The sequence below is a fragment of the Nitrospirota bacterium genome, assembly GCA_016207905.1.
Lineage (GTDB): Bacteria > Nitrospirota > Thermodesulfovibrionia > Thermodesulfovibrionales > JdFR-86 > JACQZC01.
Window position 1 is genome coordinate 1 of the sequence record JACQZC010000010.1, and the last position, 13,214, is coordinate 13,214.

General features: G+C 42.5%; 15 protein-coding genes. All 15 read left to right on the top strand.

The genetic code is table 11. The features are described from left to right. Nucleotides 1–173 precede the first annotated feature (173 nt). Nucleotides 174–2,243: an N-6 DNA methylase gene (locus HY805_01425; protein MBI4822876.1), complete on the top strand. Its 2,070-nt coding sequence runs from the start codon at nt 174–176 to the stop codon at nt 2,241–2,243. Nucleotides 2,244–2,331: 88 nt separating this feature from the next. Beyond that, nucleotides 2,332–2,844 (top strand): hypothetical protein, encoded by a 513-nt coding sequence (locus tag HY805_01430; GenBank protein MBI4822877.1) that lies wholly within the window; start codon nt 2,332–2,334, stop codon nt 2,842–2,844. Nucleotides 2,845–2,921: 77 nt separating this feature from the next. Further along, nucleotides 2,922–3,212 (top strand): BrnT family toxin, encoded by a 291-nt coding sequence (locus HY805_01435; GenBank protein ID MBI4822878.1) that lies wholly within the window; start codon nt 2,922–2,924, stop codon nt 3,210–3,212. Then, nucleotides 3,196–3,417, top strand: a complete 222-nt coding sequence (locus tag HY805_01440) for a BrnA antitoxin family protein (protein MBI4822879.1) — start codon at nt 3,196–3,198, stop codon at nt 3,415–3,417. The genes HY805_01435 and HY805_01440 overlap by 17 nt, the downstream gene beginning before the upstream one ends. Nucleotides 3,418–3,502: 85 nt before the next feature. Beyond that, the gene (gene pssA, locus HY805_01445; GenBank protein ID MBI4822880.1) at nt 3,503–4,216 is read left to right on the top strand and encodes a CDP-diacylglycerol--serine O-phosphatidyltransferase; all 714 of its coding nucleotides are present in this window, start codon (nt 3,503–3,505) and stop codon (nt 4,214–4,216) included. A gap of 75 nt (nt 4,217–4,291) precedes the next feature. Further along, complete coding sequence (locus HY805_01450; GenBank protein MBI4822881.1) at nt 4,292–5,092, top strand: hypothetical protein; 801 nt, start codon at nt 4,292–4,294, stop codon at nt 5,090–5,092. Then, nucleotides 5,089–6,594 (top strand): 2-isopropylmalate synthase, encoded by a 1,506-nt coding sequence (locus tag HY805_01455; protein ID MBI4822882.1) that lies wholly within the window; start codon nt 5,089–5,091, stop codon nt 6,592–6,594. Before HY805_01450 ends, HY805_01455 begins: the two co-directional genes overlap by 4 nt. 14 nt (nt 6,595–6,608) lie before the next feature. Continuing rightward, nucleotides 6,609–7,052: a hypothetical protein gene (locus HY805_01460; GenBank protein ID MBI4822883.1), complete on the top strand. Its 444-nt coding sequence runs from the start codon at nt 6,609–6,611 to the stop codon at nt 7,050–7,052. An 11-nt stretch (nt 7,053–7,063) separates the two neighbouring features. Continuing rightward, entirely contained in the window at nt 7,064–7,453 is a 390-nt protein-coding gene (locus tag HY805_01465) for a HEPN domain-containing protein (protein ID MBI4822884.1), read from the top strand. Continuing rightward, a complete protein-coding gene (locus tag HY805_01470) occupies nt 7,429–7,761 on the top strand; it encodes a nucleotidyltransferase domain-containing protein (protein MBI4822885.1) in 333 nt (110 codons plus the stop codon). The genes HY805_01465 and HY805_01470 overlap by 25 nt, the downstream gene beginning before the upstream one ends. Nucleotides 7,762–7,870: 109 nt before the next feature. Further along, complete coding sequence (uvrA, locus tag HY805_01475) at nt 7,871–10,369, top strand: excinuclease ABC subunit UvrA (protein MBI4822886.1); 2,499 nt, start codon at nt 7,871–7,873, stop codon at nt 10,367–10,369. A 2-nt stretch (nt 10,370–10,371) separates the two neighbouring features. Beyond that, the gene (locus HY805_01480) at nt 10,372–11,391 is read left to right on the top strand and encodes an FAD:protein FMN transferase (GenBank protein ID MBI4822887.1); all 1,020 of its coding nucleotides are present in this window, start codon (nt 10,372–10,374) and stop codon (nt 11,389–11,391) included. Nucleotides 11,392–11,482: 91 nt separating this feature from the next. Further along, nucleotides 11,483–12,523, top strand: a complete 1,041-nt coding sequence (gene hrcA, locus HY805_01485) for a heat-inducible transcription repressor HrcA (GenBank protein MBI4822888.1) — start codon at nt 11,483–11,485, stop codon at nt 12,521–12,523. After that, nucleotides 12,510–13,106 carry a nucleotide exchange factor GrpE gene (grpE, locus tag HY805_01490; GenBank protein ID MBI4822889.1) on the top strand — a complete coding sequence of 199 codons (597 nt, stop codon included), beginning with the start codon at nt 12,510–12,512 and terminating at the stop codon, nt 13,104–13,106. The genes hrcA and grpE overlap by 14 nt, the downstream gene beginning before the upstream one ends. Before the next feature lie 4 nt (nt 13,107–13,110). Beyond that, a partial coding sequence (locus HY805_01495) for an Hsp70 family protein (protein MBI4822890.1) occupies nt 13,111–13,214 on the top strand: 104 nt, incomplete at its 3' end.

Genomic DNA, 13,214 nt, shown 5'->3' on the forward strand with positions numbered 1-13,214 from the left:
TATGCATCTTGGCAGAGGGGCACTAACGAACACATGAACGGACTGGTCAGATGGTACTTCCCTAAAGGCCCGGACTTCGGTAAAATAACCAATGAGCAGGTGGCAATGGTAGCATCATTAATTAACACAAGGCCCAGAAAATGTCTGGGCTACAAGACGCCCCTTGAAGTCGCATCTGTTGCACTTCGAGATTGAATGTAGGTAAGCTCCTTGATGAGTATTTCCATAAACACAGAGGCAAAGACCCTGTTGTTCATTTTTATGAGACCTTTCTTTCTGTGTATGACCCAAAGACGAGGGAAAAAAGAGGCGTGTATTATACCCCTGAGCCAGTTGTCTCTTATATTGTCCGTTCCCTGCATCATATTTTAAAAGAGCATTTTGGCAAAAGAGATGGTTTTGCAAATGATGATGTGACAGTCTTAGACCCAGCCGCAGGCACCCTTACCTTTCTGGCTGAGTCAGCAAAACTGGCAGTAGATGAGTTTGTCTCTAAATACGGTGAAGGTGCTAAGGAAACCCTTATCAAAGAGCATATACTTAAAAACTTTTATGCCTTTGAGTTGATGATGGCACCTTATGCAGTGGGACACCTAAAGATAGGCTTTCTCTTGGATGAATTGGGCTATAAGCTTCAGGATGATGATAGGTTTAAGCTATATCTTACCAATACACTGGAGATGAAGGAGCTTGAGCAGACAAGGCTTCCGGGAATGCAGGCTCTTTCAGAGGAATCCCATATGGCAGGTGTGGTTAAAAGGGAAAAGCCCATTCTTGTAATCTTAGGAAATCCGCCTTATTCTGTAAGCTCTGCAAATAAATCCGATTTTATTGAAAAAGAAATGGAGCTTTATAAAAAAGATGTCCATGGTGAAAGGAACATCCAGCCACTTTCTGATGACTACATAAAGTTCATACGCTTTGCACACTGGAAGATAGAGCAGGCTGGCATAGGTGCTATTGGGATGATAACCAATAATTCCTATCTTTCTGGACTAATTCATCGTGGAATGAGGAAGTGCCTATTAAAAAGTTTTAATGAGATATATATCTTAAACCTCCACGGAAATAGCAGGATTGAAGAAAAATGCCCTGATGGAAGTAAGGATGAGAATGTCTTTGATATACAACAGGGAGTTTCAATTGCCATATTCGTAAAGAGTAAAAAACAGAAGGGTCTGGGAAAGGTTTTTTATCAGGATGTCTATGGGCTCAGAGAAAAGAAATATGAATATCTTAATAAGCATTATGTTAAATCAACGAAATGGATAAAACTTGAACCATCTGAGCCTTATTATTTCTTTGTGGAGAAGGATTTTGCACATGAGGCAAGATATGAAAAATTTTGGTCAGTTCAGGATATATTTGTCCAGTCCTCAAGCGGTATAACAACTCATCGGGATCATTTTGTAGTTGGATTTTCAAAAGAAGAGATAAAACAAAAAATGAGAACATTTGTTGGTGATTTGCCTGATGAATTGGTAAGACAAGCATTGGATTTAAAAGATACACATGATTTCAAATTGAAAGAGACGAGGGAAAAGCTAAAAAATGAAGACTGGAAGGAATCAATTATGCCATATTCCTACCGCCCATTTGACAATAGGTTTATCTGTTATAGACCTGAATTGATTGATAGGGATAGATACGATATAATGAAGCATTTCTTCAAAGAAAATATTGGGTTGGCAGTTATGAGGCAATATCTCTATGAACCTGTAAAGATTTATAACTATACTTTTTGTATAGATAAGCTATCGGATAGAAGGCTTTTTATCAGCAATAGAGGAGCTGGATTTCTCTTTCCCCTCTACCTCTACCACAAAAAGGACAACCCTAAAAAGCGGTCTTTAAGTAGTATTCTGATGATTTTTGAACCACAGGCAGAGTATCAAGCAAAAAAACCAAACCTCAATCCATCTTTACTTGAAAGGCTGAAAAAGGAATACAATAAAACCCCTTCCCCTGAAGAAATCTTCTATTACATTTATGCAGTCCTTTACTCAAACACCTACCGCACAAAATATGCAGAGTTTCTGAAGATAGACTTCCCGAGGATTCCATTTACAAAGGACTATAAACTATTTAGTAAGATGGCTAAATATGGAGAGAGGCTCATAGAGCTACATCTAATGAAATCAGAAGAGACTGACACACCTATTACTAAACTTCAAGGGAAGGGAGACAACAAGGTAGAAAAATTAAGATATGATAATCCCCCCCTTTTAGCAAAGGGGGAATAGGGGGGTGCAACCTGCTAACATAGGTAACAGATTAACCTATGGACATGGGTAACAGTATAATGGCAGAGCAAGGAGGTATTGCGATGCCATGGAGAGAGGTGAGACCTATGGACGAGAGAGTGAGTTCGATTTCGGACTGGAGAGGTTTAAGGACGAGTATAATGAGGTTAGACCCCATGAATCGATAGGGCAACGTCCTCCAGCAAGCGTTTACGAGCCGTCATCAAGGCGATATCCGGAGAAGATACTTCCCCCGGAATACGATGAAGAAGTGGAAGTCAGACGCGTTAAACAAAGCGGCGAGATAATGTTTGACGGCAAAAACTACTATTTGACCGAGCTTCTGGCCGGGGAACGCGTAGGGCTGGTTGAGACCGATGAGGCTTGCCATGAGATACGCTTTGGCTTCCAGCAGTATCAAATTGGCGGGTATCAGGTTTGTGAAAAGTGGCTAAAGGACAGAAAGGGGAAGAGCTTGTCGCTTGAAGCCCTAAAACATTATTGCAGAATCGTTACAGCAATTCAAAAGACAATAAGCCTTCAGTCCGAGATTGACAGGAGCTATCAACAGGTGGAAAAGGGCATTATAGAGATAAGATGAAAAAAGGCATCAGGCATGTCTAAAACAAATCATCAAAAATGTATTGACATTGTATTTACTTTAGCTTAAAATAGTTTGTGATATTTGAATGGGGTGAAGGCAAAAACAAAATCAACATCAAAAAACACAGGGTTTCATTTGAATGGGCAAAAGAGATATTTGACGACCCGTTGCACATATCCGTATTAGACAAAAGGTTTGATTATTTTGAAGAAAGATGGGTCACTCTGGGCTCAACAAAAAGCGGCATTATTTTAGTCGTAGGGCATATGTATTATTTGACCGAAGAAGCAGAAGAGGTCATTAAGGTCATAACCGCCAGAAAAGCAACTAAAAAGGAAAGGGAACAATATGAGAAAATCAGCTAAAAAAGAAGAGTTTGAGCTAAAGAGGGAATACGACTTCTCCAGAGGAGAGCGTGGAAGGTTCTTCAGTCCCAAAAAAGTCTCCACCACCATTAGGCTTGACAACGACATACTTTTGTTTTTTAAAAAGCTTGCCACCTCCAAAAAAGCCCCTTACCAGAGCCTGCTTAATGAGGCATTAAGGGCATATATCAGGAAATGTGCATAGTGCTTATTGCGGCTTCACAATCCAGCTTGACCAAAATACAAGCCTGAATTTATAATGAGTCTGCCAGAAAGGGAATTATGACCCTATGAAAAAAGGCATATATGTTTTTCCAAACGCACTCACCCTCTGCGGGATGTTTGCAGGGTTTTATGCCATAGTGTCAGCGATTAAGGCAAGTTACATACATGCAGGATGGGCAATAATCATAGCCATGGTTTTTGATGGGCTCGATGGATGGGTTGCAAGAAGGACACATAGCACAACACGTTTTGGCATAGAGCTGGATTCCCTCTCCGATGTCATTGCATTCGGTGTTGCACCATCATTACTGATTTACAGATGGGCGCTTATACCATTTGGAAGGATTGGCTGGGCAGCTGCATTTCTATTCGTTGCATGCGGAGCACTGAGGCTTGCAAGATACAATGTCCAGATGGGCTCTGCTGAAAGAAAATCCTTTACAGGAATGCCTATTCCCGGAGCGGCAGTTGTAATTGCTACAACAGTCCTATTTTATAGGGAGATGGGCTGGTCGCCACAGAAAAACATCCTTTTTTTGCTTTTAGTGGTTGCACTCTCAATCCTTATGGTAAGCACACTCAGGTTTCACTCAATAAAAGAGATTGACATCTCAAAGAGAAAGCCATTCTGGATACTGGTTGCATTTATAGTCGTGCTTGCACTTGTGCTTATGCACACAGAGATTGCCCTGTTTACTGCCTCGATGCTTTATCTCCTAACCGGCATATTTGAGAATGCCTATCTTTACCTGAAGAGGCAGAAACAACCCTCCACCTGATAGCAAAAAGGTCTCACTCCATTGCTGAGACTTTAGTTTTTAAGATATAATACTTAAAAATCCAAGGGAGGCTTTATGAAAGGCTTTATTAAGATAGCATTTCTGATATTTATAATTACAGGTCTCATGGGCTGTATTGAGACAGATATAAATATCAAGGTATCATCTGATGGAAGCGGAACAGTTGAGGAGACTGTCCTCATGCGCAAAGATGTGGTTCAGATGATACAGTCAATGGCTCCCCCGTCAGAGCAGGGAAAGGAACAGGAGATATTCCCAAAAGAAGATATCCAGAAAAAAGCCCTTCAGATGGGCGAGGGAGTAACCTTTGTGTCCATGGAAAAGGTTGTAACTGAGAAATTCGAGGGGTATAAGGCTGTTTATGCATTCACTGACATTAATAATCTGAGAATCAATGAGAACCCTGGAAAAGATGTCCCGAGTGCTCCGGGCGAGGAGACTAAGGAGGAGCTTATTACATTTCAGTTCAAAAAGGGACCTACATCTACCCTGATAATAAGACATCCATCTGCTAAGTTTCAGAAAGACAAGCCTGCCACTCAGGGCACTGTCAAGCCAGAGGATAAGGCACAGCAGGAAATAGCAAAAGAGATGCTGAAACAGATGTTTCAGGACATGAAGGTCTCTATTTCGGTTGAAGTGTTAGGCTCTATCTCAAAAACAAATGCAACTCACAGAGAGGGCTCGAAGCTGACCCTGCTTGAGCTGGACTTCAATAAGATTCTTGAAAGCCAGAAGTCCCTCGATGAGTTCAATAAATCAAAGCCCGACACAATGGAGACACTGAAGACAATAGTGAAAGACCTGCCTGGCATCAAGGTAGAGCTAAACGAGGTTCAGATAGAGTTTAAATGAGAACGATTAGAATCTTTGATACAACCCTGAGAGATGGCGAGCAGTCCCCAGGTGCCTCCATGAGCCCTGAAGAAAAACTCAACCTTGCAAAACAGCTTAGCCGATTAGGCGTGGATATTATAGAGGCAGGATTTGCTATAAGCTCATTAGGGGATTTCGAGGCAATAAAAAGAATCTCCTCCGAAGTAGAAGGCCCTATCATATGCAGTCTTTCACGGGCAAAGGAAGAGGATATAAAGAGGGCGTGGGAGGCTCTAAAGGATGCTCCAAGAAAAAGGATACATACATTTCACTCAACATCGGACATCCATCTCAAATACCAGTTCAGGGTAAGCAAGGAGGAGGCACTCAAAAGGTCTGTTGAGATGGTCAGGTTTGCAAGGGGTTTTCTTAAGGATGTGGAGTTCTCGCCAATGGATGCCACAAGGACAGAGCCCTCTTATCTATGTGAGGTTGTAGAGGCTGTCATAGATGCAGGTGCAGGGACGGTCAACATCCCTGACACAGTTGGATATGGGATTCCAACAGAGTTTGGAAAACTCATAAAGATGTTGATGGAAAAGGTAAAAAATATCCACAAGGCAGTCATCTCTGTTCACTGCCATAATGACCTTGGACTGGCAGTTGCAAATTCCCTCTCTGCAATTCTAAATGGCGCAGGACAGGTGGAATGCACAATCAATGGAATCGGAGAGAGGGCAGGTAACTGCTCCTTAGAGGAGGTTGTAATGGCGTTAAGAACCCGCAGGGATTTCTTTCATGCAGACACAGGGATAAACACAGAGGAGATTATGCGCACAAGCAGGCTTGTAACAAAGATAACAGGCATTCCTGTTCAGCCAAACAAAGCAATAGTAGGTGCAAATGCATTTGCCCATGAGGCAGGGATACATCAAGACGGACTCCTTAAGGAAAAAACCACATATGAGATAATTAGTCCTAAAAGCATTGGGCTTGGCGGTGCAAGGCTTGTCTTAGGAAAACACTCGGGGAGACATGCATTCAGAGCAAGGCTAAATGAAATAGGCTATGAGCTTAGCCCCGAGGAGATGGAATCTGCATTCCTTAAATTCAAGCACCTTGCTGACCAGAAAAAAAACATCTTCGATGAGGACATCGAGACCTTAGTCTCAGAGGAGATTATAAAAGCCCCTGAGGTATATAGCCTCTTAGACCTATCGGTAAAAAGCGGGTTAAAACAAAAGCCGACTGCAAGGATAAAGCTCAAGGCTAAAAATAAGATATTAATAAAGACCGGGTATGGAGATGGGCCTGTGGATGCCACATACAAGGCAATAGCATCCCTTACGAAGACAAAAAGCAGTCTTCTTAAATATGAGGTGATGAGCATCACAGGAGGCACAGATGCCTTAGGAGAGGTAACTGTAACATTACAGGAAGGCGGAAGAACCGTCAGAGGTCATGGCTCTGACACAGACATTATCACTGCCTCGGCAAAGGCATACATTAATGCCCTTAATAAGCTTGCAGGGAGGAAGTAGCCTGAGAAGAAAAAATGACAGAAAATACTGGAAATGAGGGAAGCACTATATCTGACAGAGAACATGCAGAGATTTGCCTGTTGTATCAAAATGCTACGGATAATCTTAAAGCATTCAAAAATAGCCAGTGGCGTAATTTTGGTTTCTACTCTGCGAGTATAGTATTTCTCATCAGTTACGCTGACAGAATGCCAGACTTTGCTAAGGTTTATATTTCTGTTATATTATTTCTTGGAACTATATTCGCAATATTTATACTGAAGCATTATCAAAAGAAGATGTCAACGGAGCGCAAAGTCCTGGAGAATATTTATAAGCGATTTGGCTTGCCATTTCGTGAGTGCAGAGAGCCTAAGGGAGATGTTTCTAAGCCTGATGATTTTGAAACCTATGTTATCGGGTGGGGTGGCGTTGCTTATCTTATTGTTACTTTTATCTTTGTGATGATTATTTTTTAGGGTAAAAAGTTATGAAAACCGCTGAGAAAATCTCTTTCTGGACCGATGCAGGAAATTATGACCTGAAGACCGCAGAGTCTATGCAGAAGTCGGGTAGATATGTCTATACAGCTTTTCTCTGTCAGCAGGCAATAGAAAAATATCTTAAAGCCCTTTACATTAAGAAAACTTCTAAAGAAGCCCCGCGAACTCATAACCTTGTTTATCTTGCCGGCTTGCTTGAACTTGAGATAACAGATGAACAGTTAAACTTACTCACAGACCTTACAGGCTATTACATAGAAGGTCGTTATCCTACCTATAAACAGAAGGTTTCTAAGACCTTGAGCAAAAGAAAGGCTTATAATATACTTATTAGAACAAGGAGGTATATTAAATGGCTTCAGTCAAGCCTTCGGTGATGAAGAGCCTTGAGGATTATGTTGCTGAAATAAGTGCCATCTGCCGAATAGACAGGGCTGTCTTGTTCGGCTCGTATGCAAAAGGCACACAGAACAAAGAAAGCGACATTGATATTGCAATATTTTCAAAAGAGATTAATGATTCAAACCGCCATAAATATATGTCTCTTTTCCTCAGGCATATACTGAAATATAAACTTGACATACAACCTCTTGCCTTCAATACAAAAGAATACAATTCCTTGTCAGATGATTTTATTGCTGGCGAGATAAGAAAAAAGGGAATTGTTATCTACAGACGGGTATAGTCATATGCGTGAAAGACTCTTTAAACTCAAAGCAAAGGCATACATTAATGCCATTAATAAGCTTCAGGTGAAAAAGTAGCTACAGCGAAATGCCTAAGCCTATTTTTCTATGCAAAACTCGATTATTATAAGGGGCGCAAGGGAGCATAATCTTAAGAATATAGATTTATCTATACCCCGTGACAGAATAACCGTTATCACAGGCCCATCAGGCTCAGGGAAGTCCTCGCTTGCAATCGATACTATATATGCCGAGGGCCAAAGAAGATATGTTCAGAGCCTTTCGGCTTATGCAAGGCAGTTTTTAGGCGAGCAGGGAAAACCCGATGTAGATTATATCGAGGGACTTTCTCCTTCGATAGCAATCGACCAGAAAACAGTTACCAAAAGCCCCCGTTCAACCGTAGGCACTATAACGGAGATTTACGACTATATGCGTGTGCTTTATACGAGGGTTGGCAAGCCACTTTGCAGTAAATGCGGCTCTAACATAACAACACAGGAGATAGAAAGCATCATAGAAACCGTTATGGCTTTGCCATCTTCATGCCGCATCCAGATTCTTTCTCCAATAGTAAGGGACAGAAAAGGCGAATATAGAAAAGAGCTCGAGGAGATGAGAGGAGAGGGTTTTGTAAGGGCAAGAATCGACGGACATATGACAGACCTGATGCAGGATATCTCCCTCGAAAAACACAAGAGGCATACAATCGAGATAGTCATAGACAGGCTGATTATAAGAAAGCCCAGCATTGAAAGGCAGTTGAGGAATTCCATAGAAATAGCACTCAGGTATTCCGATACCGTTATAGTTAATCTCATCGAAAAGCACAAGGACATACTATTCAGTAGAAAAATGGCATGTCCTAAGTGCGGGGTAAGCTTTCCAGAGATAACCCCAAGGCTTTTTTCATTCAATAGCAGGCTCGGTGCCTGCAGTTCGTGTAAGGGGCTTGGTTTTAGAGGAATTGAAGAGGATGCCGAAGACCTATCAGGGTATGAGCCATGTAGGCTATGCGGAGGACTCAGGCTTAACAAAGAGGCATTGAGCGTAAGGCTTTACGGTAAAAACATAGGCGAGTTTGCAAGGCTTTCTGTAAGAGATGCCTTCTTATTTGTCAGTGCCTTGAGATTGACTGAAAGGGAGCAGATTATAGCGGAAAGAATCCTTAAAGAGGTGAAAGACAGGTTGTCCTTTTTAGAAAGGGTTGGTCTTGGCTATCTTAGCATGGACAGGCCCTCTCTTACTCTTTCAGGAGGTGAGGCACAGAGAATAAGGCTTGCAACACAGATTGGCTCATCCCTTACAGGTGTCCTTTATGTTTTAGATGAGCCGAGCATAGGGCTTCATCCTAAGGACTGTAGAGGGCTCTTGAAAAGCCTCTCCTCTATAAAGGACAGGGGTAATACGGTCATTGTGGTTGAGCATGACGAGGAGACCATAAGATGGGCTGACCATGTTATCGATATGGGACCCGGTGCAGGGCTCAGAGGCGGATGGGTCGTTGCAGAAGGAACACCTACGGAGATTCAGGATATGCCGTTTTCTGTCACGGGAAAGTTCCTTAAAGGCACACTCGGCATACCCATTCCCTCTAAAAGAAAAACCTCATCTGATTTTATAGAAATCATTGGTGCTCAGGAGTTTAATCTTAAAAATATCTCCGTAAAGATTCCACTTAAGGTTTTTACCTGCGTTACAGGTGTCTCTGGCTCAGGGAAAAGCACATTGATATTCGAGATACTCTATAAGAGGCTTGCACAGAAGCTATATGGAAAGACAGAGCCATCGGGAAGGCACAAAGAAATCAGGGGCATGGAAAAAATAGACAAGGTTATATGCGCTCCGCAGTCGCCATTAGGCAGAACCCCTCGCTCTAATCCAGCAACATATACAGGTGTTTTTGCATTTGTAAGAGAGCTTTTTTCAGGGCTAACAGAGTCAAAGGTCAGGGGTTATTCAGCCTCCAGATTTAGTTTTAACCTTCGCGGAGGCAGATGCGAGGCATGTAAAGGCGAGGGCATTAAGAAGGTTGAGATGCACTTCCTTCCTGCTGTGTATGTGTCCTGCGATGTCTGCAAAGGGAAAAGGTACAATAAAGAGACACTGGATATAAAATATAAAGGCATGGATATATCCGATGTCTTAAGCATGACGGTGAGCGAGGCAATCCAGTTCTTTAGCCCAATACCATATCTTAGGCAGAGGCTTGAGGTCATAGAGGATGTTGGTCTGGGCTATATCCAGTTAGGTCAGCCTGCACCGAGTCTTTCAGGAGGAGAGGCACAGAGAATAAGGCTTTCAAGAGAGCTGGCTAAAAAATCCACAGGCAATACCCTCTATATATTAGATGAGCCAACAACAGGACTTCATTTCGTAGACATAGAAAAGCTCCTCGGAGTCATAGAGAGTCTTATTAACATGGGTAATACGGTTATCGTTATAGAGCATAACCCGGATGTGGTAAAATCAGCAGACTGGGTGATAGACCTTGGTCCAGGAGGAGGAGGAGACGGTGGATGGGTTGTTGCAGAGGGCACTCCAGAAGAGGTGAGCATGAGCATGCATTCATATACAGGAATGGTTTTGAAGGAGAAACTGAAATAGATATGAAGATACTAAAGATACTAAAGATACTGTTTCAGTTATTGCTTTGCACCCTCATAGCCTCCTCCTGCAAAGATGGGGAGAGGCTCTACAAGAAAAGCACCATCCTCATGGATACGGTTGTAACTATAACCGTCTCGTCGGAGTCAAAGGAAAACGCAGAGAGTGCTATCGATAGTGCATTTGAAAGGATAAAAGAGATAGAAGGATTGATTAATTTCTGGTCCCCTCGAAGCGAGGTCTCAGCCCTTAACAGTGCCGCAGGCAGGGAAAAGGTGAAAGTATCTCCAGTTACATTAGACATGGTAGAGAAGGCACTTTATATATCTCGGAAAACAGAAGGTGGCTTCGATGCTACAATAGGGCCTATTATCAGGCTCTATGATTTCAAGAAAAAGACAAAGCCCTCTGATAGCTCTATAAAAGAAAAGCTCACACTTATAGGTTTTAGAAATGTTTTTACGGATAAGAATAAATCCACTGTCTATCTTGGGAAAAAAGGCATGTCCTTTGACACAGGAGGGATTGCAAAAGGCTATGCGGCTGATGTGGCAGTGGAGGTTCTTAAAAGAAAAGGAATAAAAGGAGGTATAGTGGCTGTCTCAGGAGATATAAAGACATTTGGTCTTAAGCCTGATGGATTGCCATGGCTTGTGGGTATAAAAAACCCAAGACCAAAGTCTAAAGACGATGAGATAATGGCAACTATAGAGCTTCAAGACTCGGCAATATCCACATCAGGGGACTATGAAAGATTTTTTATGGAAAATGGTCGTAGATACCATCACATCATTGACCCCATGACAGGCATCCCTGCAAGTGGATGCCAAAGTGTTTCTGTTATCTCGAAGGAAGGCGCACTCTCGGATGGCTTCTCAACAGGTATATTCGTTATGGGCCCTGAAAGAGGCATGAGGCTTTTGAGGGAGCTTGGATTCGATGGGATAATAATAGATACCGAAGGTAAGATATATGTCACAGAGGGAATCAAAGACAAAGTCAACTGGCATAAAAAACCGTAGTGGCTTGACTTCAATTTAAATTAATTGCTATGCTATTTTTAGCACTCTGACGCTTAGAGTGCTAATCCCATATGAGAGTTAATTAATAAAGATGCTTGGAGAAAGGGTTCAAAAGGTTCTTTGTGCAATTGTAGAAAGCTACATATCGATGCCTCTACCTGTGGGTTCAATGGTTATTACGAAGAGATATTCTTTCAGTCTTTCTCCTGCTACAATAAGGCATATAATGGCAGACCTCGAGGGGAAAGGCTTTCTTAGCCAGCCACATACATCGGCAGGCAGGGTGCCTACTGACAAGGGCTATAGGGCATATGTGGATTATCTGAGGGAAAAGGGGATAGGCGTGGACAGGGAGCTTTACGATATATTGAAAAGGAATCTTGAGACCTTGAGCGATTTAAATATTGCCCTGTCAAAGGTCACATCTGCCTTGTCTTCGCTTTCCCATTGTCTTGCTTTTGCCGCTCCATTGGGCTCTGCAATTACCCTGAACAGGATTCAGCTTTACAGGTACAGGGGCTCTCAGGTAGTGGCTGTAGTGCTCTCTAACGAAGGGATTATAAAGAATAAGGTTATCGAAACTGACTTCGGACTCTCGCAGAAAGACCTCAGCAGGATTTCCGATTATCTTAATTCGGAGTTTTCGGGTCTGAACATCGAGGAGATACGGCTTACACTGGCAGAACAGGTATCCAAGGAAAAGGCATTTTGTGATATTCTTATGTCAAAGGCAATGGTTTTGTGCAGGGAGGCATTGAGTTTCTCGTTTGATGATGTATTCATGTCAGGGTTCTCTGGGCTTCTGACTGAGTTATTGGGAGTGCCTGGTCTTTCAAGCAGGGTTAAGGATATAGTCAGGACAATAGAGGATAAGAAGTTTATCCTCAAGCTCCTTGAGGGATTATCTTGTCCTCAAGAGGTAAATGTGATTATAGGCTCGGAAAACTCCATGAATGAGATGAAGGGGCTGAGCGTTGTCTTTGCACCATATAAGCAGGGAGACAAGTCTCTGGGCTGTCTTGGAATAATCGGACCTACGAGAATGAATTACTCAAAGACGATTCCCATGGTGGAATCGGCAGTTGGCACCATATCGATTGCAATCAGCGGAGGACAGTTTGCAAGAGGATAACATGAACGAGGCAGAGGAAATGCAGGCAGAGGAAATAGAAAAACCTGTAGCCGAGGAAGAAGAAAAGGTTTATCTCCCCGAGGAGAAGTCCGTAGAGCAAGAGCTTCAGGAGTTCAGGGATAAATATCTCAGGCTTTATGCTGAGTTCGAAAATTATAAAAAGCGGACTGCTAAGGACAAAGAATGGCTCGTAAGATATGCAAATGAGTCTCTTATCTATGAGCTTTTGCCTTCGATAGACCATTTGGAGATTGCCCTCTTACATTCGACTGCCGATGTGTCTCAGGGTCTAAGGGAAGGCGTGGAGATTACCCTCAGGGAGCTTATGAGGACGCTCGAGAAATTCGGCTTGATCCCAATAGAAAGCACTGGGAAACCCTTTAACCCGGAGTTCCACCATGCAATGAGTCAGATAGAAAGGGAGGATATAGAAGAGGGCATGGTTGTCGAGGAACTTAGAAAAGGCTATATGTACAGGGATAAGGTTCTCAGGGCATCGCTTGTTTGTGGCTCTAAAAAACCTCGTAAAGAGGAAGAGTCGGAGGACAGTAATAAGATTAATATAGAAGAGATGGAGGAGTGATTATATGGGTAAAGCTATAGGAATAGACTTAGGAACAACTAACTCTGTTGTGGCAGTTGTTCAGGCAGGCGAGCCTGTTGTCATACCCAATCAGGAGGGAAACAGGAC

Excerpts from the sequence above, each read along its gene's own strand:
- HY805_01430 (MBI4822877.1), top strand. The coding sequence starts at position 2,332 with ATGGAGAGAGGTGAGACCTATGGACGAGAGAGTGAGTTCGATTTCGGA.
- HY805_01440 (MBI4822879.1), top strand. The coding sequence starts at position 3,196 with ATGAGAAAATCAGCTAAAAAAGAAGAGTTTGAGCTAAAGAGGGAATAC.
- pssA (MBI4822880.1), top strand. The coding sequence starts at position 3,503 with ATGAAAAAAGGCATATATGTTTTTCCAAACGCACTCACCCTCTGCGGG.
- HY805_01450 (MBI4822881.1), top strand. The coding sequence starts at position 4,292 with ATGAAAGGCTTTATTAAGATAGCATTTCTGATATTTATAATTACAGGT.
- HY805_01455 (MBI4822882.1), top strand. The coding sequence starts at position 5,089 with ATGAGAACGATTAGAATCTTTGATACAACCCTGAGAGATGGCGAGCAG.
- HY805_01460 (MBI4822883.1), top strand. The coding sequence starts at position 6,609 with ATGACAGAAAATACTGGAAATGAGGGAAGCACTATATCTGACAGAGAA.
- HY805_01465 (MBI4822884.1), top strand. The coding sequence starts at position 7,064 with ATGAAAACCGCTGAGAAAATCTCTTTCTGGACCGATGCAGGAAATTAT.
- HY805_01470 (MBI4822885.1), top strand. The coding sequence starts at position 7,429 with ATGGCTTCAGTCAAGCCTTCGGTGATGAAGAGCCTTGAGGATTATGTT.
- uvrA (MBI4822886.1), top strand. The coding sequence starts at position 7,871 with ATGCAAAACTCGATTATTATAAGGGGCGCAAGGGAGCATAATCTTAAG.
- HY805_01480 (MBI4822887.1), top strand. The coding sequence starts at position 10,372 with ATGAAGATACTAAAGATACTAAAGATACTGTTTCAGTTATTGCTTTGC.
- hrcA (MBI4822888.1), top strand. The coding sequence starts at position 11,483 with ATGCTTGGAGAAAGGGTTCAAAAGGTTCTTTGTGCAATTGTAGAAAGC.